16 protein-coding genes are annotated in these 20,315 nt (G+C 65.6%); 10 read left to right on the top strand and 6 right to left on the bottom strand.

The annotated features are described in order from the left end of the window. Positions 1–4 precede the first annotated feature (4 nt). On the top strand, positions 5–985 hold the full coding sequence (locus tag RMN99_RS00655; RefSeq protein WP_309621352.1) for a glutathione S-transferase N-terminal domain-containing protein: 981 nt from the start codon (positions 5–7) through the stop codon (positions 983–985). A gap of 54 nt (positions 986–1,039) precedes the next feature. Here the strand turns inward: RMN99_RS00655 and RMN99_RS00650 are convergent, their stop codons facing one another. Continuing rightward, positions 1,040–2,458, bottom strand: a complete 1,419-nt coding sequence (locus tag RMN99_RS00650) for a M20/M25/M40 family metallo-hydrolase (RefSeq protein WP_309621351.1) — start codon at positions 2,456–2,458, stop codon at positions 1,040–1,042. Positions 2,459–2,587: 129 nt separating this feature from the next. Here RMN99_RS00650 and RMN99_RS00645 point away from each other — a divergent pair, with 129 nt between their 5' ends. The 7 genes from RMN99_RS00645 to RMN99_RS00615 all read left to right on the top strand — a co-directional run bounded on the left by RMN99_RS00645 (position 2,588) and on the right by RMN99_RS00615 (position 13,582). Continuing rightward, entirely contained in the window at positions 2,588–4,960 is a 2,373-nt protein-coding gene (locus tag RMN99_RS00645) for an EAL domain-containing protein (RefSeq protein WP_309621350.1), read from the top strand. A 111-nt stretch (positions 4,961–5,071) separates the two neighbouring features. Then, positions 5,072–6,511, top strand: coding sequence for a glucose-6-phosphate dehydrogenase (zwf, locus tag RMN99_RS00640; protein ID WP_309621349.1), 1,440 nt, complete (start codon positions 5,072–5,074; stop codon positions 6,509–6,511). Between the two features lie 129 nt (positions 6,512–6,640). After that, positions 6,641–8,455 (top strand): phosphogluconate dehydratase, encoded by a 1,815-nt coding sequence (edd, locus tag RMN99_RS00635; RefSeq protein ID WP_309621348.1) that lies wholly within the window; start codon positions 6,641–6,643, stop codon positions 8,453–8,455. Next, on the top strand, positions 8,452–9,429 hold the full coding sequence (gene glk, locus RMN99_RS00630) for a glucokinase (RefSeq protein ID WP_309621347.1): 978 nt from the start codon (positions 8,452–8,454) through the stop codon (positions 9,427–9,429). Before edd ends, glk begins: the two co-directional genes overlap by 4 nt. 17 nt (positions 9,430–9,446) lie before the next feature. Further along, complete coding sequence (eda, locus tag RMN99_RS00625; RefSeq protein ID WP_409035219.1) at positions 9,447–10,040, top strand: bifunctional 4-hydroxy-2-oxoglutarate aldolase/2-dehydro-3-deoxy-phosphogluconate aldolase; 594 nt, start codon at positions 9,447–9,449, stop codon at positions 10,038–10,040. Then, entirely contained in the window at positions 10,037–12,808 is a 2,772-nt protein-coding gene (locus RMN99_RS00620) for a phosphoenolpyruvate carboxylase (RefSeq protein ID WP_309621345.1), read from the top strand. The genes eda and RMN99_RS00620 overlap by 4 nt, the downstream gene beginning before the upstream one ends. Positions 12,809–12,931: 123 nt before the next feature. Further along, positions 12,932–13,582, top strand: a complete 651-nt coding sequence (locus RMN99_RS00615; RefSeq protein ID WP_309621344.1) for a L,D-transpeptidase family protein — start codon at positions 12,932–12,934, stop codon at positions 13,580–13,582. Positions 13,583–13,740: 158 nt separating this feature from the next. Here RMN99_RS00615 and RMN99_RS00610 read toward each other — a convergent pair whose 3' ends face one another. Then, the gene (locus tag RMN99_RS00610) at positions 13,741–14,535 is read right to left on the bottom strand and encodes an SDR family oxidoreductase (protein WP_309621343.1); all 795 of its coding nucleotides are present in this window, start codon (positions 14,533–14,535) and stop codon (positions 13,741–13,743) included. A gap of 172 nt (positions 14,536–14,707) precedes the next feature. After that, entirely contained in the window at positions 14,708–15,490 is a 783-nt protein-coding gene (locus RMN99_RS00605; protein ID WP_309621342.1) for an SDR family oxidoreductase, read from the bottom strand. A 99-nt stretch (positions 15,491–15,589) separates the two neighbouring features. On the opposite strand from RMN99_RS00605, the gene RMN99_RS00600 reads away from it, so the two are divergent. Both RMN99_RS00600 and RMN99_RS00595 read left to right on the top strand, forming a co-directional pair. Continuing rightward, on the top strand, positions 15,590–16,633 hold the full coding sequence (locus RMN99_RS00600; RefSeq protein WP_309621341.1) for an NAD(P)-dependent alcohol dehydrogenase: 1,044 nt from the start codon (positions 15,590–15,592) through the stop codon (positions 16,631–16,633). Next, on the top strand, positions 16,630–17,280 hold the full coding sequence (locus RMN99_RS00595; RefSeq protein WP_309621340.1) for a DsbA family protein: 651 nt from the start codon (positions 16,630–16,632) through the stop codon (positions 17,278–17,280). The genes RMN99_RS00600 and RMN99_RS00595 overlap by 4 nt, the downstream gene beginning before the upstream one ends. On the opposite strand, the gene tilS is transcribed toward RMN99_RS00595, so the two are convergent. The 3 genes from tilS to RMN99_RS00580 all read right to left on the bottom strand — a co-directional run bounded on the left by tilS (position 17,277) and on the right by RMN99_RS00580 (position 20,305). Next, positions 17,277–18,206, bottom strand: coding sequence for a tRNA lysidine(34) synthetase TilS (gene tilS / locus RMN99_RS00590; protein ID WP_309621339.1), 930 nt, complete (start codon positions 18,204–18,206; stop codon positions 17,277–17,279). The genes RMN99_RS00595 and tilS overlap by 4 nt on opposite strands. A 19-nt stretch (positions 18,207–18,225) precedes the next feature. Further along, complete coding sequence (locus RMN99_RS00585) at positions 18,226–19,179, bottom strand: tetratricopeptide repeat protein (RefSeq protein ID WP_309621338.1); 954 nt, start codon at positions 19,177–19,179, stop codon at positions 18,226–18,228. Between the two features lie 124 nt (positions 19,180–19,303). Next, positions 19,304–20,305: a RodZ domain-containing protein gene (locus RMN99_RS00580; protein WP_309621337.1), complete on the bottom strand. Its 1,002-nt coding sequence runs from the start codon at positions 20,303–20,305 to the stop codon at positions 19,304–19,306. Positions 20,306–20,315: the final 10 nt, after the last annotated feature.

The following is a 20,315-nucleotide window of genomic DNA, read 5'->3' as shown; positions in this document are numbered from 1 at the left end:
AGTGATGTATAAACTCTACGGGGCGCTCGGTTCGCCCTATTCGATGAAGATGCGGGCGCTGCTGCGCTATCGCCGAATCCCGCACCTGTGGATCGATGGCAGCGCCGCCCGGGAAGCACTCGCGCAGGTCCGCGCGCCGGTGATCCCGGTGCTGCAATATCCTGACGGGCATTTCGACAACGATTCGACCCCGCTGATCTATGATCTTGAAGCGCGCCATGACCAGCGATCAGTGGTCCCGCCCGATCCGGCGCAGGCCTTCATCGCGCACCTGCTGGAGGACTTCGCTGACGAATGGCTGACCAAGGCGATGTTCGGCTATCGCTGGCTGGAAGAGGTCGATCAGGTCCAGATGAGCCGCTGGCTGGCCTTTGACGCGCTTAAGGGCGGCGGGCTTGAAGCCAGCCAGAAATTTGCCGCGATGTTTCGCCAGCGTCAGGTTTCGCGCATGGCGCTGGTTGGCTGCACCGCCGAAAACTTCGCGCTGATCGAGGCCAGCACCCGCGCGGTGCTGGCCGCATTGGAAGCCCATGTGGTGAACCGCCATTCGCTGTTCGGCACCCGGCCAAGCCTCGCCGAATTCGGGATCTTCGGCCAGCTTTCGCAGCTCGGCACCGATCCCACGGCGCAGGTGATGATGCGCGCCGACTATCCCTATACCTACCGCTGGCTGGCGCATGTTGATGATATGAGCGGGTTTGGGGGCGATTGGGAACCAGGCTTCGCGCCCGTGGTAACCGAACTGGTGCGGATCGCCGGAGAGGTTTACGTGCCGTTCCTGCGCGCGAATGCCGAGGCCGCCGAAGCTGGCGCGGCAACGTTCCGGATGACAGCGATGGGGCTGCCCTACGAACAGGCCGCGTTCAAATACCAGATCAAATGCCTGCGCGAATTGCAGGCGCGTTATCGCTCGCTCGATGCGCAGTCAGGCGTACCGCTTGCCTCGGTGTTGGGGGAAAACTGGCTGGGATTGCTCAGCGCCTAGCGCCGATTCGTCCGCGGGTTGCTGTCAACCCGTCCGCGTTGCCGCCATTCCCCCTCAGCGCGCAGACAGATCGGTAAACAGGCTCAGGTAATACGTGATCCCCGGCGCGATATTCGACAGTGGCACGCGTTCGTTGAGGCCGTGAGCGAAATCCTCGCTGTCTTTCGAAAAGGTCGGGCTGGCGCCATAGCTGGGCACGCCAAGCGCGCGGTACCACATCGAATCCGATGCCCCCGAAGCCTGGCTGGGGAACACCGCCAGTCCCGGATTGATCAGGTGCATCGCCTTTTCGGCCGCGCCGATGAAATCGGGCCGCATCGGCGATGCCGGGGCGGCAATCGAATCCTCGCCGCTGGTCGCGGTCACCTTGATCATCGGCATGCCGATCACCTGGACCAGCTGCTGGCGGATCTCCTCGCGGCTGTGGCCGGGGAAAACGCGGCAATTGACGTTCGCGGTGGCGCGCTGCGGCAGCGCGTTCTGGGCATGGCCGCCGGTGATCATCGTGGTCACACAAGTCGTGCCGATCTTGCCGACATAGGCCGGGCTGGAGCGCAGCGTCGCGGCGGCTTCGGCATCGTTCGGATTGGCGGCAAAGTCGCGCATCGCGGCGGCCAGCCTGGGATCCTTTTCAAAGGCTGCAGCCTTTTCGAAATAGGCCTTGGTCAAAGGGCTCAGTTCTGGCTGAAAGTGATAGGCCCCGACCTTTTCGACCGCCTGGGCCAGTTGCACGATCGCGTTTTCGGGCCGCGGGGCAGAGCTGTGCCCGCCGGCATTGGTCACTTCGAGCTGGTAATCGTCATAGGTCTTTTCGGCGCCTTGCCAGGTCCAGTAGAGCGGCTTGCCGCTGGCTTCGTCGAGCGTTCCGCCGCCGCCATCGATGTTGATCACCAGTTCGGCGTGTCTGAGCCGCTGCGCAATCACCCGGCTGGAGGCCATTGTGGTTTCTTCATCGCCCGAGAATTGCAGGATGATCGTGCGCTTGGGTTTGTAGCCCGCGCGGCGCAGCTCGATCAGGCTCGAGGTGGCGAGCGCAGCATCGAATTTCATGTCGCTGGCGCCGCGGCCAAACAGGTAGCCATTTTCCACCACGGGGGTGAACGGATCGCGCTGCCAGTCTTCAGGCTTGGCCTCAACCACGTCCATGTGGCCCGAAATGACCAGCGGCTTGAGGCTGGGATCGCTGCCCGGCCAGGTGGCGATCATATAGGCGGTATCGCGGAATGGCGTGATTTCCACGGCGCTATCCTGCCAGCCGGCGGCCAGCAGCGCGCCCTTGATCACCCCCAGCGCTTGCGGGGTCTTGTTGTCCGGCCCCTGGACCGAGCGCAGCGCGATCAGCTGTTTGGCAAGGTCAAGCGTCTGCGCTTCGGCGGCGGGATGGCCTTTAAGCTTGGCCGGTTTGGCGATCAGCTGCGGCGCGGCAACACCAGCGGCAAGAGCAAGGGCAAGCATGGGATAGGTGCGGCGCATCGGCGAATCTCCTCTTTGGCAATGCTTAGCCTGCCTTGCGCGCCATGGCCAAGCGCCGTCCCAACCGAAAATTAACCGGTCAGTGAATATGTCTGTGCTGTTCGGGAAGCGAGGGGTCGCAAATCACATATGGTTAGCAAGCAGGCGGCGCTGCGCGTCACCGTTCCGCCAGAGCTGCGCGACTGGGTCGATAACCGGCTGGTCTCGGCGCATATCCGCATGGTCCGCGCGCTGGTGCTGGGCACCCTGCTCAACGCGATCGTGATAACGGCGGCACTCGTCACCGAAATTTCCTCGCAACTTCCGGCGCTGTTCCTCGCCTCGACCCTGGCCGCATGCCTGCATCGGCTGTGGCTGGCCGAAGGGATCGAACGCGGCCGCCGGATCCGCCGTGCTGGCAAGATGAAGCTGGCGTTTCAGCTCAATTCAATGTGGCTGGGTTTGACTTTGGGGGTCTGCGTGGCGGTGCACATGCCGCAGGTTTCGCCCGGTATCCAGTTGCTGCTGGCGATCGCCGCGTTCGGCCAGATCGCTTCGGCAGCATACTCCGTGCGCACTCTGCCGCTAGCAGCGATGATCTATATTGCCGCGCAGGCGATGGGGCTGTCACTGGGACTGGCGCAATTGGGCTCGCGGCCGGCCGAAGGCGCGATCCTGGTGGTGGCTGTGGCCAGCGCGCTGCTGGTTCACATGGCGCACACCGCCCACGATCTGTTCGTCACCCGGATCATGTCCGACCGCGATCTTGGCACGGCGTCGCGCACGGTCAAATTGCTGCTCAATGCCTATGAGGAAAGCGGCGCGGACTGGCTGTTCGAACTTGACGCGCAGCACCGCCTGGTCGGGGTCTCCAGGCGCTTTGTCGAAGCGACTGGCGAGGGTGCCGAAACGCTGAACGGTCGCTGCCTTGAAAGCCTGTTTGCCGAAGATCCTGGTCGCGGGGCGATTGCCGCCGCGCTGCGCGCCGGGCGCCCTTTGCGGGGCGAGGTGGTGGCGCTGGACGGCACCAGCGCGGGCGAACCGCGCTGGTGGTCGATCAGCGGCCGGCCCAGCCACGCCGGCGACGGGGTTTCCTACCGCGGGGTGATTTCTGACGTGACCGAGCAGCGCCGGGCTGAAAACCGCGCGCACAAGATGGCCTTGTTCGATGCGCTGACCGAATTGCCCAACCGCGCCAATTTCAACCAGACGCTGGGCGCGATGCTGGCCGGGCGCAGCGGGTCAGAGCAGCTAGCCCTGCTGCTGCTGGATATCGATCACTTCAAGACCATCAACGATATGCACGGCCACCCCGTCGGCGATAGCTTTCTCAAGGCCTTCGCCAGGCGGCTGAGCCATGCCGTGGCAATGACCGGGCTGGGCGGCACCCAGCCAACCATCGCGCGGCTCGGGTCCGACGAATTCGCCATCGCGGTCAGCGGCGGCGATGCCTGCGATCATGCGGTGCGGCTGGCCGAATTGCTGGTGATCGCGCTGGCCGATCCGATCGAGATCGAAGGGCTGGAGCTGCCCTGTGCAATCAGCCTCGGCATCGCGCTGGCGCCGCACCACACCGGGCAGCAGGGCCAGTTGCAAAGCTATGCCGATATCGCCCTGTCCGCCGCCAAGAAGGGCGGGCGCGGGACGTGGGAAATGTTCGAACCGGGCATGGACGAGGCGCTCCACGCCCGCCACGCGCTGGCCCGCGATCTGCGCCACGCGATCCCGCGCGGCGAATTGAAGCTGTTCCTTCAGCCGCTGGTTGACGTCGCCAGCGAAGCCAAGACCGGATACGAAGCGCTGCTGCGCTGGGACCATCCGGTGCGCGGCATGGTCCCGCCCGACACCTTCATCCCGATTGCCGAGGAAACCGGCCAGATCGTGCAGATCGGCGAATGGGTGATCCGCGAGGCCTTTGCCGAAGCCGCCCGCTGGCCGGGTAAGGAAACCATCGCGATCAACCTCTCGCCGCTGCAATTTGCCTGTCCCAACCTGCTGCCAGTGATCGTCAATGCCCTGGGGGACAGCGGGCTTGAACCGGGCCGCGTCGAATTCGAGATCACCGAAGGCGTGCTGCTCCACAATTCGGAGGCCAATATCGACATGCTGTGCCGGATGCAGTCGCTGGGCCTCAAGATCGCGCTCGACGATTTCGGCACCGGCTATGCCTCGCTCAACTATCTGCTGACCTTCCCGTTCGACAAGATCAAGATCGACCGCAGCTTTGTTGCAGGGCTCAGCACGCGCGAGGAATCGCGGGCGATCGTCGCATCGGTGATCACGCTCGCCAACCGGCTGGGGATGTGCACGCTGGCCGAAGGGGTTGAGGAACGCGAACAACTGGATGCCTTGCGCGAACAGGGCTGCCGGATGGTGCAAGGCTGGCTGTTCGGCAAGGCCGAGCCGAGCGAGGTGTGGCACCCCGCCGCGACACTGCCCGAGCCGCGCCGCCGCTCTGCCACGATCGGCAGCATTCGCAGCCGCCATCCTTCGCAGACGTATTCAAAGCGCAAACGCGCCTGAAGTACCGCCTGAATTGGTTTGCACCGGGCTGGCGCGGACCCGGCCCGGCTGCTAGCTTTTCCCGGTCCGGACTGCCGATTTTGACGGCGATCCGCTGCTGGGAGTGCCTTAATGAGCTTCACTGCCGATCGCCTGCTGCTGTTCGGCGCCACCGGCGATCTGTCCCAGCGGATGCTGCTGCCCTCGCTGTGCGCGCTGCACGACGATCATCTGATCGCGCCCGGACTGGCCATCATCGGCACCGCGCGGTCGGATTTTGACGACGACAGCTACCGCAATTTCGCGCGCGAAGCGCTGGACAAGTACCTGCCGGACATCCGCAAAGGCGCGATCGACGGATTTCTCGGGCGGCTCAAGTATCAGACGCTCGATGCAACCCAGCCCGATCATTTCGTCACCCTGGCCGACGAGATCGGCACCATCGACCAAGGCATGGCGATTTTCCTGTCGACCGCACCCAGCCTGTTCGAACCAACGATTGCCGGGCTTGAGCAAGCCGGGCTGACCGGCGACAAGGTCCGCATCGGGCTTGAAAAGCCGCTTGGCACCTCGCTCGGCTCAAGCCAGGAAATCAACGTCGCGGTCTCGCGGGTGTTTTCCGAAGACCGGATTTACCGGATCGATCATTATCTGGGCAAGGAGACGGTGCAGAACCTGCTGGCGCTGCGCTTTGCCAACATCATGTTCGAACCGCTGTGGAACGCGGCGCATATCGAGCACGTCCAGATTACCATCGCCGAAACGGTCGGGCTGGAAAGCCGCGCCGGTTATTATGACGGCGCCGGGGCGCTGCGCGACATGGTGCAGAACCACATGCTGCAATTGCTGGCCCTGGTGGCGATGGAGCCGCCCGCCAATTTCGATGCCACCGCAATCCGCGACGAAAAGGTCAAAGTGCTGCGCGCGCTGCGCACTGTTGCCCCGGCCGAAACGGTCACCGGGCAATATGCCAAAGGCGCGATCGATGGTGCAGCGGTGCCCGGCTATGACGATGAATTGGGCCATGACAGCGACACCGAGACCTTCGTCGCGATCAAGGCCCACCTTGATAACTGGCGCTGGCAGGGGGTGCCGTTCTACTTGCGCACCGGCAAGCGGATGCCCGGACGCAAGACCGAAATCGTCATCCAGTTCCGTGCCGTTCCGCATTCGATCTTTGCCTCACGCGGGGCCAAGGCGGTGGCCAACCGGCTGGTGATAGGGATCCAGCCCGAAGAAAACATCCAGCTTTCGCTGATGGCCAAGGTGCCGGGGCTGGACCGCGACGGGATCCGCCTGCGCCCGGTGCCGCTCGACATCGCGATGGACGATGCCTTTGCCGGGCCTAAAAAGCGGATCGCCTATGAACGCCTGCTGCTCGATCTGATCGAAGGCGAACAGACCCTGTTCGTGCGCCGCGACGAAGTGGAAGCACAGTGGACCTGGATCGATGCAATCCGGGCCGGCTGGGCCGAACACGGCCAGACCCCCAAACGCTACACCGCTGGATCATGGGGGCCATCGGCGGCGATTGCATTGACCGAACGCGATGGAGCTTCGTGGCATGATTGAAATCGCACACTGGCCCACCCCTAACCCCTCCCGCAAGCGGGAGGGAGACCGTGTTGCGCCTTGCTCCCCCCTCCCGCTTGCGGGAGGGGCCGGGGGTGGGTCTTTCGCCGACTACAATGAGGGGCCGAAATGACCAGCCTTAACCCCACCGTCGAACGCGTCACCCAGCGGATCATCGATAGATCGCGGGACAGCCGCCGCCGCTATCTCGATCTGATGGAGCGCGAGGCGGAGCGCTTTCCCAACCGCAATGCGCTGTCGTGCAGCAATCTGGCTCACGGTTTTGCTGCTGCACTGGAAGACAAGAGCGCGATCAAAAGCGGCCGCAGCGCCAACCTTGCGCTGGTCACCGCCTACAACGACATGCTTTCGGCGCATCAGCCCTATGCCCGTTATCCCGAAGCGATGAAGCTCTACGCCCGCGAAGTGGGTGCCACCGCGCAGGTCGCGGGCGGCGTCCCGGCGATGTGCGACGGGGTGACCCAGGGGCAGGACGGCATGGAGCTATCGCTGTTCAGCCGCGACGTGATCGCGCTCAGCACCGCGATCGCGATGAGCCACGCGATGTTCGACGGGATGGCGCTGCTCGGCATTTGCGACAAGATCGTCCCGGGCCTCGTGATCGGCGCGTTGCGCTTTGGCTATCTGCCAGCGATTTTCATCCCCTCGGGGCCGATGCCTTCGGGGCTGGCCAACAAGGAAAAGCAGAAGGTCCGCCAGCTTTACGCAGAGGGCAAGGCGACCCGCGCCGATCTGCTCGAAAGCGAAAGCGCCAGTTATCATTCGCCCGGCACCTGCACCTTCTATGGCACCGCCAATTCCAACCAGATGATGATGGAAATGATGGGGCTGCACGTGCCCGGCGCGGCCTTTGTGCCGCCAAACACCCCGCTGCGCAGCGCGCTGACCCGCAAGGCGGTGCACCGCCTGGCCGAAATCGGGCGTGACGGCGGGGACTATCGCCCGATGGCGCGGGTGGTGGATGAAAAGGCAATCATCAATGCCGCGGTGGGCCTGCTCGCCACGGGTGGTTCGACCAACCATGCGATCCACATCCCGGCCATGGCCCGCGCCGCCGGCATCAGCATCGACTGGCAGGATCTTGACGAACTCAGCGCGGCAGTGCCGCTGATCGCGCGGGTCTATCCAAACGGCGCGGCCGATGTGAACCATTTCCACGCCGCCGGGGGCATCGGCTATGTGGTGCGCGAACTGCTCGATGCCGGGCTGGCGCACGAAGACGTGCTGACCATCGCCGATGGCGGAATGCGGGCCTTTGCGCAGGAGCCTGCGCTGGATGGCGCTGCGCTTGTCTGGCAGGCCGCGCCCACAACCAGCCTCGACCCCGCGATCCTCGCCCCGGTAACCGCGCCGTTCCATCCCGATGGCGGGATGCGGCTGGTCGAGGGCAACCTCGGCCGCGGTACCTTCAAGACCAGCGCGGTCGATCCCGAACGCTATGCGATCGAGGCTCCGGCCCGCGTGTTCGAAAGCCAGGAAGCGGTGCAGGCCGCGTTCAAGGCGGGCGAGCTTGACCGCGATGTGATCGTGGTGGTGCGGTTCCAGGGACCCCGCGCCAACGGCATGCCCGAACTGCATAAGCTGACCCCGCCTTTGGGTGTGCTGCAGGACAAGGGATTCAAGGTCGCGCTGGTTACCGACGGGCGGATGAGCGGCGCATCGGGCAAGGTTCCCGCCGCGATCCACGTCACCCCCGAAGCGCTGGGCGGCGGTCCGCTGGCCATGGTGCAGGACGGCGATGTGATCAAACTTTGCGCCGAACAGGGCCTGCTCGAAGTGAAGGCCGATCTGGCTGGCCGCACCCCGGCGCAGCAGAGCGAATCCATGCAAGGTATGGGCCGCGAACTGTTCGCCATGCTGCGTCGCCACGCCGATGGCGCCGAACAGGGCGGATCAGCAATGCTGGCGGAGGGCGGACTGTGAGCACCGCGCTTGTCACCGTCGATATCGGCGGCACTCACGCCCGGTTTGCGCTGGCTCAAATCGCAGATGACGGCGCGATCACGCTGGGCGAACCGGCCACGCTCCACACCATGGATCACGCCAGCTTCCAGACCGCATGGGAAGATTTTGCGCAGATGCAGGGCGGCGTGCTGCCCGATGCGGTCGCGATCGCGATGGCCGGCCCGGTCGGCGGAGATGTGATCCGCTTCACCAACAACCCGTGGGTGATCCGCCCGGCGCTGATCCCCGAAAAGCTTGGCGCCAGCCGCTACACCGTGATCAACGATTTCGGCGCGGTGGGTCATGCGGTGGCCTGTGCGGGGACCGAACATTTCATCCACCTGGCCGGACCCGACGTACCGCTCCCACCCTCTGGCACGATCAGCCTGGTCGGCCCCGGCACAGGCCTTGGCGTGGCGCATGTCTGGCGCAGCGGCGTGGGCGATTACCGCGTGCAAGCGACTGAAGGCGGGCATGTCGACTATGCCCCGCTCGATACCATCGAGGACGCGATCCTTGCCCGGCTGCGCCAGCGCTATCGCCGGGTTTCGGCCGAGCGGGTGGTTTCGGGCCCGGGGCTGGTCGATATCTACGAAGCCCTAGCGCTGCTCGAAGGACGCGCGATCCATCCGGTCGACGACAAGGTGCTGTGGCAGCGCGGCACCAGCGGTGAAGACAGCCTGGCCGCCGCCGCGGTTGACCGGTTCTGCCTCTCGCTGGGTTCTTTCGCGGGCGATGTCGCGCTGGCCCAGGGCGGCAGCGGCGTGGTGATCGCCGGGGGGCTTGGCCTGCGGATCAAGGACACGCTGCTGAAGTCTGGCTTTGCCAACCGCTTCACCGCCAAGGGCCGCTTTGCCGAACTGATGGGCAGCCTGCCGGTCAAGCTTATCACCCATCCCCAGCCGGGCCTGTTCGGGGCCGCGGCGGCATTTGCCAAGGAACATCTGTCGTGAGCCGTATTGAAGACATCATGCGCATGGCCCCGGTGATCCCGGTGCTGGTGATCGAAGACGCCGCCCACGCCGCGCCGATTGCCGCAGCGCTGGTTGCGGGCGGGCTGCCCGTGCTGGAAGTCACGCTGCGCACCGCCGCCGCGCTCGATGTGATCCGCGAGATGAAGCAGGTCCCCGGCGCGATTGTCGGCGCGGGCACCGTGCTCAACGAACTTGCGCTCGACGATGCGCTGGAAGCGGGCAGCGAATTCATTGTCTCACCCGGGCTGACCGACAGTCTGGTCAAGGCCGCCCGCACGCTTGATGCGCCGCTGCTGCCCGGTATTGCCACCGCCAGCGACGTGATGCGCGGGCTTGATCTGGGGCTTGACCGGTTCAAGTTCTTCCCCGCCGAAGCCAATGGCGGGATCCCCGCGCTGAAGGCTATCGCCGCGCCGTTCGGCATGGCGCGGTTCTGCCCGACCGGCGGGATTACCCAGGCCTCCGCGCCCGCCTGGCTCGCGCTTGACGCGGTGCTGTGCTGCGGTGGTTCGTGGCTGGTGGGGAAGGGCACGCCCGATCTGGCCGCAATTGAGGCAGCGGCGCGCGCTGCCAAGGCACTGGCGGGATGACCCTGCTCGCAGACCTTGACGCCCGTCTTAACGCGCTGCACCAGCACACCGCCGAAACCCCGCTGTTCAACCCGGTGTTCCAGCTCAGCCTCGAGCTGTCACGGCAGATCGAAAGCGGCGAACTGCCACTGAGCGCGGTCGCCAATCTGGTCGCCGAGCTGGAATGCGACGGCCTGCTGGCCCGCGCCGAGCGGCTTGAACGGCTGGTCGCCCCGCTTGATCCAGAAGCCAACCTGACCAGTCTCGTCGCAGACAATGCCGATAGCTTCGAGGCATTTGCGGCGCGCTGGCGCAATCCGCTGCTCCACGTGGTGTTCACCGCGCACCCTACGTTTCTGCTCACCCGGCGCCAAGCGCAGGCTGTTGCAGCTGCAGCCACCCAAGGCACGATCGAAGCCGGAACCGCGTGCATCGCCCCGCACGAACGCGATCCGATCACCTTGGACAGCGAACACGCCGATGCCATGGCCGCAATTGCACGGGGGCAGGCCGCGCGCGACCTGATGGTCCGTGCACTTTATGCCGAGGCGCGCAAGCGCTGGCCTGATCGGTGGCGCGAACTCGCCCCGCTGCCGCTGCGCTTTGCCAGCTGGGTCGGTTATGACATGGACGGGCGCACCGATATCTCGTGGGTCACCTCGCTCAGTTACCGGCTGGGCGAAAAGGCCGAGCGGCTGCGCTCCTATGCCGCCGCGCTGGCTGCGGCGGCGCCCGATCAGGCCGGAACCCTGCGCGCGGCGGCGGACTATGCCGCGTTGCAGGCAGAACGCCTCGAAGCCACTGATCCGGCCGATCCCGCCGCGCTGTCGATCACCGCCAACGCCCTTGCCGCCGATCATCCGTTCAAGCTGATCAGCCTGACCCCGGTGATTGCCGCGCTTGAGGTGCTGGCCACCGCTGCCGACGATGCCACCGCCGAAACCTTGCTGACCGCGCTGGCGGCAATGCGCGCCGACGGACTTGGCATGGGCTGGATCCATTTCCGGGTGAACGCCAGCCAGCTGCAGAACGCGATTCGCCGCCGGATCGATCCAGACGGCAAGCTCGATCTTGCCAGCCAGGCAGCGCTGGTGCGGATGCGCGAGCTGCTCGCCGAAGTTCGGCCGCTGCGCGCCAACATGGCCGCGCTGGCGATCGAAAGCAGCACTGCGGTGCGCCAGTTCCTGGCGATGGTGCAGATCCTTGAGCATGTCGATGCCGACGCGCCAATCCGCATGCTGGTGGCCGAATGCGAACAGCCGACCACCATGCTGGCCGCGCTCTATTTCGCCAAACTGTTCGGGATCGAGCACAAGGTCGATGTCTCGCCGCTGTTCGAAACCGAGTCTGCGCTCGAACACGGCGGGCGGTTCCTTGATGCGCTACTGGCCGAAGAAGCCTACCGCGATTACGCCCGTCAGCGTGGCCGCGTGGCGATCCAGACCGGCTTTTCCGACGCCGGGCGGTTCGTTGGCCAGATCCCGGCGGCCCTGGCGATCGAGCGGCTGCAGGGCCGCCTTGCCGAAGCCATGGCCGCAAACGGGCTTGGTGATGTCTCGGCGCTGGTGTTCAACACCCACGGCGAAGGCATGGGCCGCGGCGCACATCCATCGAGCTTTGCCGACCGCACCGAATGGCCGCTTTCGCCCTGGGCGCGGCGACGGTTTGTGCGCGCGGGGATCAGGCTGGAACCCGAAGTCAGCTTTCAGGGCGGCGATGGCTACCTGTTCTTCGGCACGCCCGAGCTGGCGCTCGCAACGCTGACCCGCTTTGCCGAAGTGCGCCCGGCCGAGGCCGACACCGATGCACCGACTGATCCGTTCTATCGCCGGACCGATCTGAGCCTTGATTTCTACCGCGCGATCCGGCGCTTTCAGGCCGCCCAGCTGGCCAGCCGGACTTATCCGCGTGCGGTCACCGCGTTCGGCCTGGGCATGCTCAACGATACTGGCAGCCGCAAGAGCCGCCGCCAGAGCGATCTCGCCGCCGACCGTGAAATGAGCCTGCGCCAGATCCGCGCGATCCCGCACAATGCGGTGCTGCAGCAGCTGGGCTATCCGGTCAACGTGATCGGCGGGTTTGGCACCGCAGCCGAAGGCAATTACGAGGCCTTGGCCGAACTGCTCAGCACCAGCGCGCGCGGGCAGCAGCTGGTACGGCTGGTCCGCGCCTCGAACGCGCTCGCCTCGATCAAGACGGTGGCCGCGTTCGGCGAGCTGTTCAACTCGGCCTATTGGGCCAGCCGGCCTTATCGCGGGGGCGAGGCCGGGATTGCCGACGCCTGCCTGGCCCTGGCAGAACATCTGACCACCGATGACCGCACCGGCGTGTTCCGCCGCATGGCCTCACGCCTCAGGGTCGATGCCCTCAAGCTGCACCGCCTGCTCGATCTGGTCCCCGACGCGGCCCCGCTTGAAGGCCGCGAGCATACCCGGCGTTTGCTGGGCATCATGCAGGCGCTGCGTCTGGCCCTGTTTCAGCACATGTTCCTGCGCGCGGTATCAGTGCCGGCGTTCAGCCGCGCAAACGATATCGCGCGCGAAGACGTGCTGGAAATGGTCTTCACGCTGCGGATCGATGAGGCGCTGGCGCAATTGCGCCGCGCTTTCCCGGTCAGCCTGCCCAGGCTGGATGATTTCAGCGTCACCGCGCCGAGCGATTACCCGGACGAGGCCGCGGTCGGCTATCAGGCGATCCACCACGACAGCATCGAGCCGATTGCCGAGGCCCAGGCGCTGGCGCTGCGCATTGCCACCGCCGTCGCCAACCTGTTCGGCGCGCACGGCTAAATCGCTGCCTTAACCTTTCGCTGCTAGGCAGTCCCGCAGCGAAACGCGTGCAAATGGGCGCTGGTCTTGAGGTCAAGTGCTTGGCATGCAAGGCTGAACGCGAAATCTGGTGGACGTGAAGCGATGACTTTCAACCCCTTGTTCCTCCTTGGCGGGCTGTTCGGCGCAGGATTGCTGGGCGGCGGGGCGCTGTTGCTGGCCGCGCCGGAGACCGCGCGCAATGCGCTGCTGCCCGGCCCCGATCCCGAATTGGTGGCCAAGCCTGCAGCTGACGCGCGCCCGGCAGCGCTGCCTGCGCCGCCCAAGGATGAGCGCTTCGTGATCAAGCGGATCCTGCCGATCACCGGGCCGATCAAGTACGGGGAATGGCACTGGAACGAACAGGGCGTGCCCGATGGACCGATGGTGATCACCGTCGATCTTGATGCACGGGTGCTGTCGGTCTTCAAGGGCGGCTATGAAATCGGCGCCACCGCAGTTCTGCTGGGGACCAGCGAAAAGCCGACCCCGCTGGGCGTCTTCCCGGTCAAGTGGAAGGACGCCGTGCACTTTTCCTCAACCTATGATCGGGCACCGATGCCCTTCACCATGAACCTGACCGAGGACGGCGTCGCGATCCACGGCACCACGGTGGAAAAGGGCTATGCCAGCCACGGCTGCATCGGCGTGCCGACGCCGTTCGCGAAGAAGGTCTTCGCAATCGTGCCGGTGGGCACCAAGGTTTACGTGACCCGCGGCAAGACCGCGAAGCACGGGGACAGTCTGGTAGGATAGAGGTCCTCTCCTTTTTCGCGTAGCGCAAAAGGGGAGGTGGCAGTCGCGCAGCGACTGACGGAGGGGTAATGGCGCAAGGGCAGAGACCCCTCCGTCATTTGCTGGCGCAAATGCCACCTCCCCATTTGTGGCATTCGCCAAAAATGGAGAGGATCAAATCACGCCAGCCCCTTGTCCAACTGACGCTGCGTGGCATCGCCCAGCGAGCTGCCGCCGTCGATATCGAGGATCGTGCCGGTGACATATTTCGCAGCATCCGAGCACAGGAACACCGCGCCTTCGGCAATCTCGTCGATAAAGCCCCAGCGCTTCATCGCGATCCGTTCGAAATGCTTCTGCTTGGTCGAGGCATCGGGGGCCAGCCGGGCCATGCCTTCGGTGCCCTCGATCGGGCCGGGCGAAATGCCGTTGACCCGAACTTGCGGCCCCCATTCCAGCGCGAGCACGCGGACCAGCTGGTTGATCCCGGCCTTGGCCGCGCAGGCGTGAGCCTGCAGCTGCATCGGGTTGACCGCCTGCCCCGCAGTGATCGCGATCAGCGAGGCGTTTGCAGCCAACAGATCATGGCAGCCGCGGAACACGTTGAACGTGCCGAGGAGGTCGATATCGACCACGGTCTTGAACGCATTTGCGCTCATCCCCAGCACTGGGGCGAGGAAATTGCCCGCCGCGCCCGAAACCACCACATCGAGCGGACCGAATTTGTCGCGCGTCTGCGTCATGGCGGCGACAATCGCGCCATAGTCGCGGACATCGGCGGTCAGGCCGATCGCGTCATGGCCGATCTCGGCGGCGGCGTTGGCGGCCTTTTCGGGATTGCGGCCAAGCACTGCCACTTTCGCGCCGAGTGCGGCAAAGCGCTTGGCGATGCCCAGATTGATGCCGCTGGTGCCGCCAGCCACGAACACGACCTTGCCTTCGAACAGGCCGTCACGGAATGGGGATTGGGTCATACTAGTCCTTTCTTAGATCCTCTCCATTTTGCGAAGCCAAATGGGGAGGTGGCAGTTCCAAAGGAACTGACGGAGGGGTGATGACGCAAGGGTCCAAAACCCCTCCGTCTGGGCCTGGTGGCCCATCCACCTCCCCAGCTGTGGCCTTCGCCAAAACTGGGGAGGATCGTTTCTAACGCGGGGCCATGCGGATCGCGCCGTCGAGGCGGATGCACTGGCCGTTGAAATAGGAATTGCGGGCAAGCTCCATCGCCAGGCTGCCAAATTCTTCCGGCTTGCCGAGCCGCTTGGGGAACGGCACCGAAGCGGCCAGACTTTCGAGCACTTGCGGCTTGGCCCCCAGCATCAGCGGGGTGGCAAAGATCCCCGGCATAATCGCATTGACCCGGATGCCGAGGTCCGACAGATCGCGCGCCATCGGCAGCACCAGTCCGTTGACCCCGGCCTTGGCCGAGCCATAGATGATCTGGCCGATCTGGCCGTCTTGCGCCGCGACCGAAGCGGTCAGCGTAATGCAGCCGCGTTCGCCATCTTCGAGCGGTTCAAGGCTCGCCATCCCTTCCGCCGAAAGCGAGGCAATCCGATAGCTGGCGACCAGGATGCCCTGCACCCCGTAAATATAATCCTCGGTCGAGAGCCGCTTGAGCCCGCCAGCTTCCTTGTCATAGGCCAGCGTCTTGCCGCGGCGGCTGGTCATCGCGCAGTGCACCGTGATGCGTTCGGTCCCATGCGCCGCGCGCGCCTTGGCAAAGCCGGCCACCACCGATTCCTCAGCCGTGATATCGACGTTGCAGAATAGCCCGCCGATCGCGCTCGCGACCTCCTGTCCTTTGGCTTCGTTGACATCGAAAATCGCCACTTTGACCCCGGCTGCGGCCAGCGCCTCGGCCGTGGCCTGCCCCAGCCCCGATGCGCCGCCAGTGACCACGGCGGCGGTGGACGAATCGATCTTCATGGCGCGCTCTCCCATTTTTAATCGCGCGATTAATGCCGCGAGGCTTGACCAGCGGCAAGCACAATTCCAGCATGGTGCGAACACGACGGGAGAGAAGTCATGACCGCAACTGCAGCCTGGGGTGCAACTGCCCCCGATTCGGGCCTGAACCTGCTCTCAATCGATCGGCGCGATCTGCGCGACGAGGACGTGGCGATCGATATCGCCTATTGCGGGGTGTGCCATTCGGACCTTCACGTGGCGCGCAACGACTGGGGCCGCAGCAGCTATCCGTTCGTTCCGGGGCACGAGATTGTCGGCACGGTGCGCGATGTCGGCAAGGGTGTAACGCGGTTCAAGGTGGGTGACCGGGTGGCGATCGGCACCGTGGTCGACAGCTGCCGCACGTGCGATGCATGCGAGGACGGTGAAGAGAACTACTGCCGCGAAGGGGTGACCGGCACCTACAACAGCAAAGACCGGATCGATGGCAGCCCGACCTATGGCGGCTATTGCGCCAGCATCGTGGTGGCCGAACCCTATGTGCTGCGCCTGCCTGACAGTCTTGACATGGCCGCCGCCGCGCCGCTGCTGTGCGCCGGGATCACCACCTGGTCGCCGCTCAAGAACTGGAACGTCGGGCCGGGCAGCAAGGTTGGCGTGGTCGGCCTCGGCGGTCTTGGCCACATGGGGGTCAAATTTGCCAAAGCGCTGGGCGCGGAAGTGACCATGATCACCACCTCGCCCGCCAAAGGCGATGACGCGAAGAAACTGGGTGCCGATCATGTGCTGGTTTCGACCGACAAGGCAGCGATGAAGGCCGCCACGCGCAGCTTCGATTTCCTGCTCGATACGATCCCGGTGCAGCACGATGTTACGCCTTACCTGTTCCTGCTCGACCGTAAGGGCGTGCTGTGCCTGGTGGGCATGATCGACATGGTGCCAGGGTTCCATTCAGGACTGCTGCTGGGCGGACAGAAGGCGGTCGCCGGATCGGGCGTGGGCGGGATCGCGCAAACGCAGGAAATGCTCGATTTCTGCGCCGAGAAGGGGATCGTCTCGGAGATCGAAATGATCCGGATCGATGAAATCAATCACGCTTACGAACGCATGGAGAAAGCCGACGTGAAATACCGCTTCGTGATCGATATGGCCACGCTGTGACCCACAGCGTCGATCTCTACTGGAGCTTCCGCAGCCCCTATTCCTATATCGTGGTGCCCCGGCTGCTTGAGCTGGAGCGTGATTTCGATGCGAAGGTGAACGTCAAACCGGTGCTGCCGATCGCGGTGCGCCAGCCCGAATTCTTCGCCAATTCGGATCCGCTGTGGTTCAGCTACCTGATGCGCGATTGTGCGCGCAGCGCAGAATTCGCCGGGCTGCCGCTGCGCTGGCCGCGGCCTGATCCGGTGGTGATGGATTTCGCCGCGCGGACCAATCCCAAAGACCAGCCGCATATCCACCGCCTGACCCGGCTTGGCCAACTGGCCGCTGAACGCGGCCACGGCCTTGGCATTTTGCGCGCCGTCAGCCACCTGATCTGGTCGGGCGAGGTCGATGGCTGGCACGAGGGCGATCACCTGGCGCAGGCTTTCGCGGCAGTGGGCTGCGATCTGGCCGAAATGGACACGGTGCAGGCCGCCGAGGCCGATCGGCTCGACGCGGCGATCACCCAAAACGAGGCCGACCAGCGCGCCGGCGGCCACTATGGCGTGCCGCTGATGGTCTATGATGGCGAGCCGTTTTTCGGCCAGGACCGCTATGGCCAGCTGGTCTGGCGGATGCAGCAAAAGGGGATGGTTGGGCGTTAAGACCGCCGCGCCGGCGCTTTCGTAAAACTCCACCCATCGGGCCCGGCCCGCGCCACCAGGTTTCCGATCGAGGCCGGTTGCCCCGCCAGCAACGCCTCGAACACCCGCGCCACGGCGCCGCCGCGCGGCTCCTCGCCGTCCAGTTCAGCCACGATCCGGGCAATCACGCGCAGCGCCACAGCGCGGGGCGCCTGGGGGCGATAGATCAGGCCCAGCGGTGCTTTGACCACGCAGTCCTGCCATTCGCGCGCCGCCGCCCAATCGATCGCGGCATCGGCATCGCCGAGGTGCGCCGCGCTGGCGGCGAGCGCTGGCACATCAAGCCAGTCGGCCCCGGCCAGCGCCTTTCTGACTCGCGCGCGATCAAACCGGTCGTCACGGTTCGATGGATCGTCGACCGCCTGCCACCCGGCTGCGGCCACCACCGCAGCCAGCTCAGCCCGGCGAAAGCCGAGCAGCGGACGCAGCAGCGCCAGCCGCGTTCCCGGCAGCGTCCCACGTGCGCGCACCCCGGCCAGCCCGGCCACCCCGCTGGCGCGGCCCAGCCGCATAAGCAGCGTTTCGGCCTGATCATCGGCATGATGCGCGGTGGCAAGCGCGACAATTCCTTCGCGCTGGATCCAATCGCCCAGCGCGGCATAGCGCGCGGCCCGCGCGGCGCTTTGCACATTGCCGGGATCGACCACGACGGCGAGCGTTGCATGCGGCACATCCAGCCCGCCGCAGAGCCGCGCGACGTGCTCCGCCTCGCCCGCGCTTTCAGGCCGCAGTCCGTGATCGACCGTAGCAGCCGCAATTCGCCCGGGAAGCAAAGCGTGGGCCAGCAGCAGCAGCGCGAGACTGTCTGGCCCGCCCGAAACCGCCAGCCCCAGCCGTCCCTCGCCGAAGCGCAGCGCAGCCAGCGCGGCGGAAAACCGCTCGATCAATTCTGGCGGCGGCGGCCTATCAATTGCACTTCAGCCGGGCGCGGGTGCCGTCGTACTGGGTCTTGAGCCGCCCCGCCGCTTCAGCCGGATATTCACGTGCAAACGAATCGAGCGCCACACAGGCCCGGTCGTTGTCGTTCAGCTGGCGCATCGATTCGGCCAGATTGAGCAGGCTGTCGGGCGCGCGATCGCCCTTCGGCGCGGTCTTGTAATTCTGCAGGAACCAGCCCGCCGCCTCACGCGGGTTGCCATCTTCCATATAGGCGCGGCCCAAAAGGTTGCGGGCATAGCTGCTGCGCTTGTGCTTGGGGTATTTCTGCAGGAACAGTTTCAGCTGTTGCTGGCTTTCGGGAAAGAGTTTGGCGTCAAACAAGCGATAGCCATAACTGTATTCGTCTTCCCCCGGATCGTTCGATTTGGGCTTTTCGATCGCCCGCACCGCCGCCACGCGTTTGGCTGCGGCATCGCTGCCAGTGGCGACCGGCTTGGGCGCAGCGCCGCGGGTGACCGTGGGGGCCGTTGTCGAGGCTGGCGCAGGAGCAGCCGTGCCGTTCATGGCCGTGAGGTTGGTCTGGTTGGCGCTGCCGGTGGCCGGGGCGGCAACCGGCTTGCTGCCTGCTTCCAGCACGGCCAGCCGCGCTTCCATCTTTTCAAGCCGGTTCTGCTGCTCCTCAACCGTCGCGGTCAGCCGCGCGATCTGGCCTTCGAGCGCATCCATCCGGGTCAGCATATCGGCCCCCGGGGTGGTGGCCGGGGTGCCCGGCGCGCTGGAGGCGGGCTGGCCGGGTTGCAGCTGCGGGAAAAAGCGCGGATCGCCGCCCGGGAAAACCTGACGCTGCAGCGCCGCCACTTCGGCTTCCAGCTTGCGCAGCCGGGCATCGGTATCGGGCGTGGTCTGCGCCAGCGCCGGGGCAGCGATAACCAGTGCGATGGCAGCGGCCAGCGAACGCTTGTTCGAAAAGAGGTGCTTCATGTTTCGCATTTCCATCCAGATGGTTGGCTCAGCTTTGCCAAGCCCAAGCATAACCTTCGCTTAACCATGCAAATAGCGCGGCGCGGACCAGCCTGTCGAGCGGCGCTGAAAGGTTTTTCGCAGATCAGGTAGCGCCGGGTGCCGGGGCCGTTGCCGACGTGGCCGGCGCGTTGACCGGCAGATCGGCCGGCGCAGGGGACGCTTCCACGCGCGGGCGCGGGGTCCGCTGGGTATCGCGCGGCGCGGCGCTGCGGCGCGGCTGCGGTCGCGTAGCAGCAGCGGCATTGGTCGATCCGGTGGGCGCGTCGGCGATCACCGCAGCAGGGCTGGCCGGCGCGGCACCGCTGCCCCGCGCGAGCAGAGCAGCAGCGCTGACCGGCACCTGGCTGACGGTCTGCTGCAGGTCAGAAATCTTGGGCACCGGCTGGCCGCCGATGGTGATCGCCAGCGCTTCGGGCCGGGCGGTGCGCAGATACACCTCACCCTTGTCGGTCGGGACGGTGAAGGTTTCGCCCTGGGCCAGTTCCTTCTGGAACACCTGATTGCCCGCATCGTCGGTTAACTTGACCCAGACCGCCGGGACCAGCGCGGCAAAGACCACCGGCCCTTGCGGCACAGCTACCGCCGCGCCTGCCGCATCGGCGGCGGCAGCGGTGGCGGGCGCCGCTTCGGTTTCCTGCGTGCCCAGATCGCCAGCGGGGGCAAAGATCGTCGGCCAGACGAACAGCGCGCTGATCACCGCCAGCACAATCAGGCCCGCCGCCAGCCAGGCCAGCCGCGCAGACGGCAGCCGTGCCGGATCACCGGGCTCGAAAGTCTGGACGTGGCGGCGGGGTTCATCGGCCAGGTGTTCGGCCAGCTCGCGCCGCACCGCATCGGTCACCTCGATCTCGTTCAGGCCAAGCATCCTTGCAAAGGCGCGCGAAAAGCCGATCGCATAAGTGCGCCCCGGCAGCGCGGCATAGTTGCCGTCTTCGATCGCTTTGAGCTGGCGTTCGCCGATGCGGGTTTCGGCCGCCACCTGAGCCAGGCTCAGCCCGGCGGCTTCGCGCGTTCGGCGCAATCTCGAACCAACCGTTTCCAGCGGCAGCTCTACCGCCGCCGCCTCCGTAATTTCATCCGACATGCCGACCCCA

Origin of the sequence: Novosphingobium sp. (assembly GCF_031417815.1) — a bacterium.
Classification (GTDB): Bacteria; Pseudomonadota; Alphaproteobacteria; order Sphingomonadales; family Sphingomonadaceae; genus Novosphingobium.
Note: the sequence above shows the minus strand (reverse complement) of the source record. Positions and strands in the feature narration are given on the sequence as shown.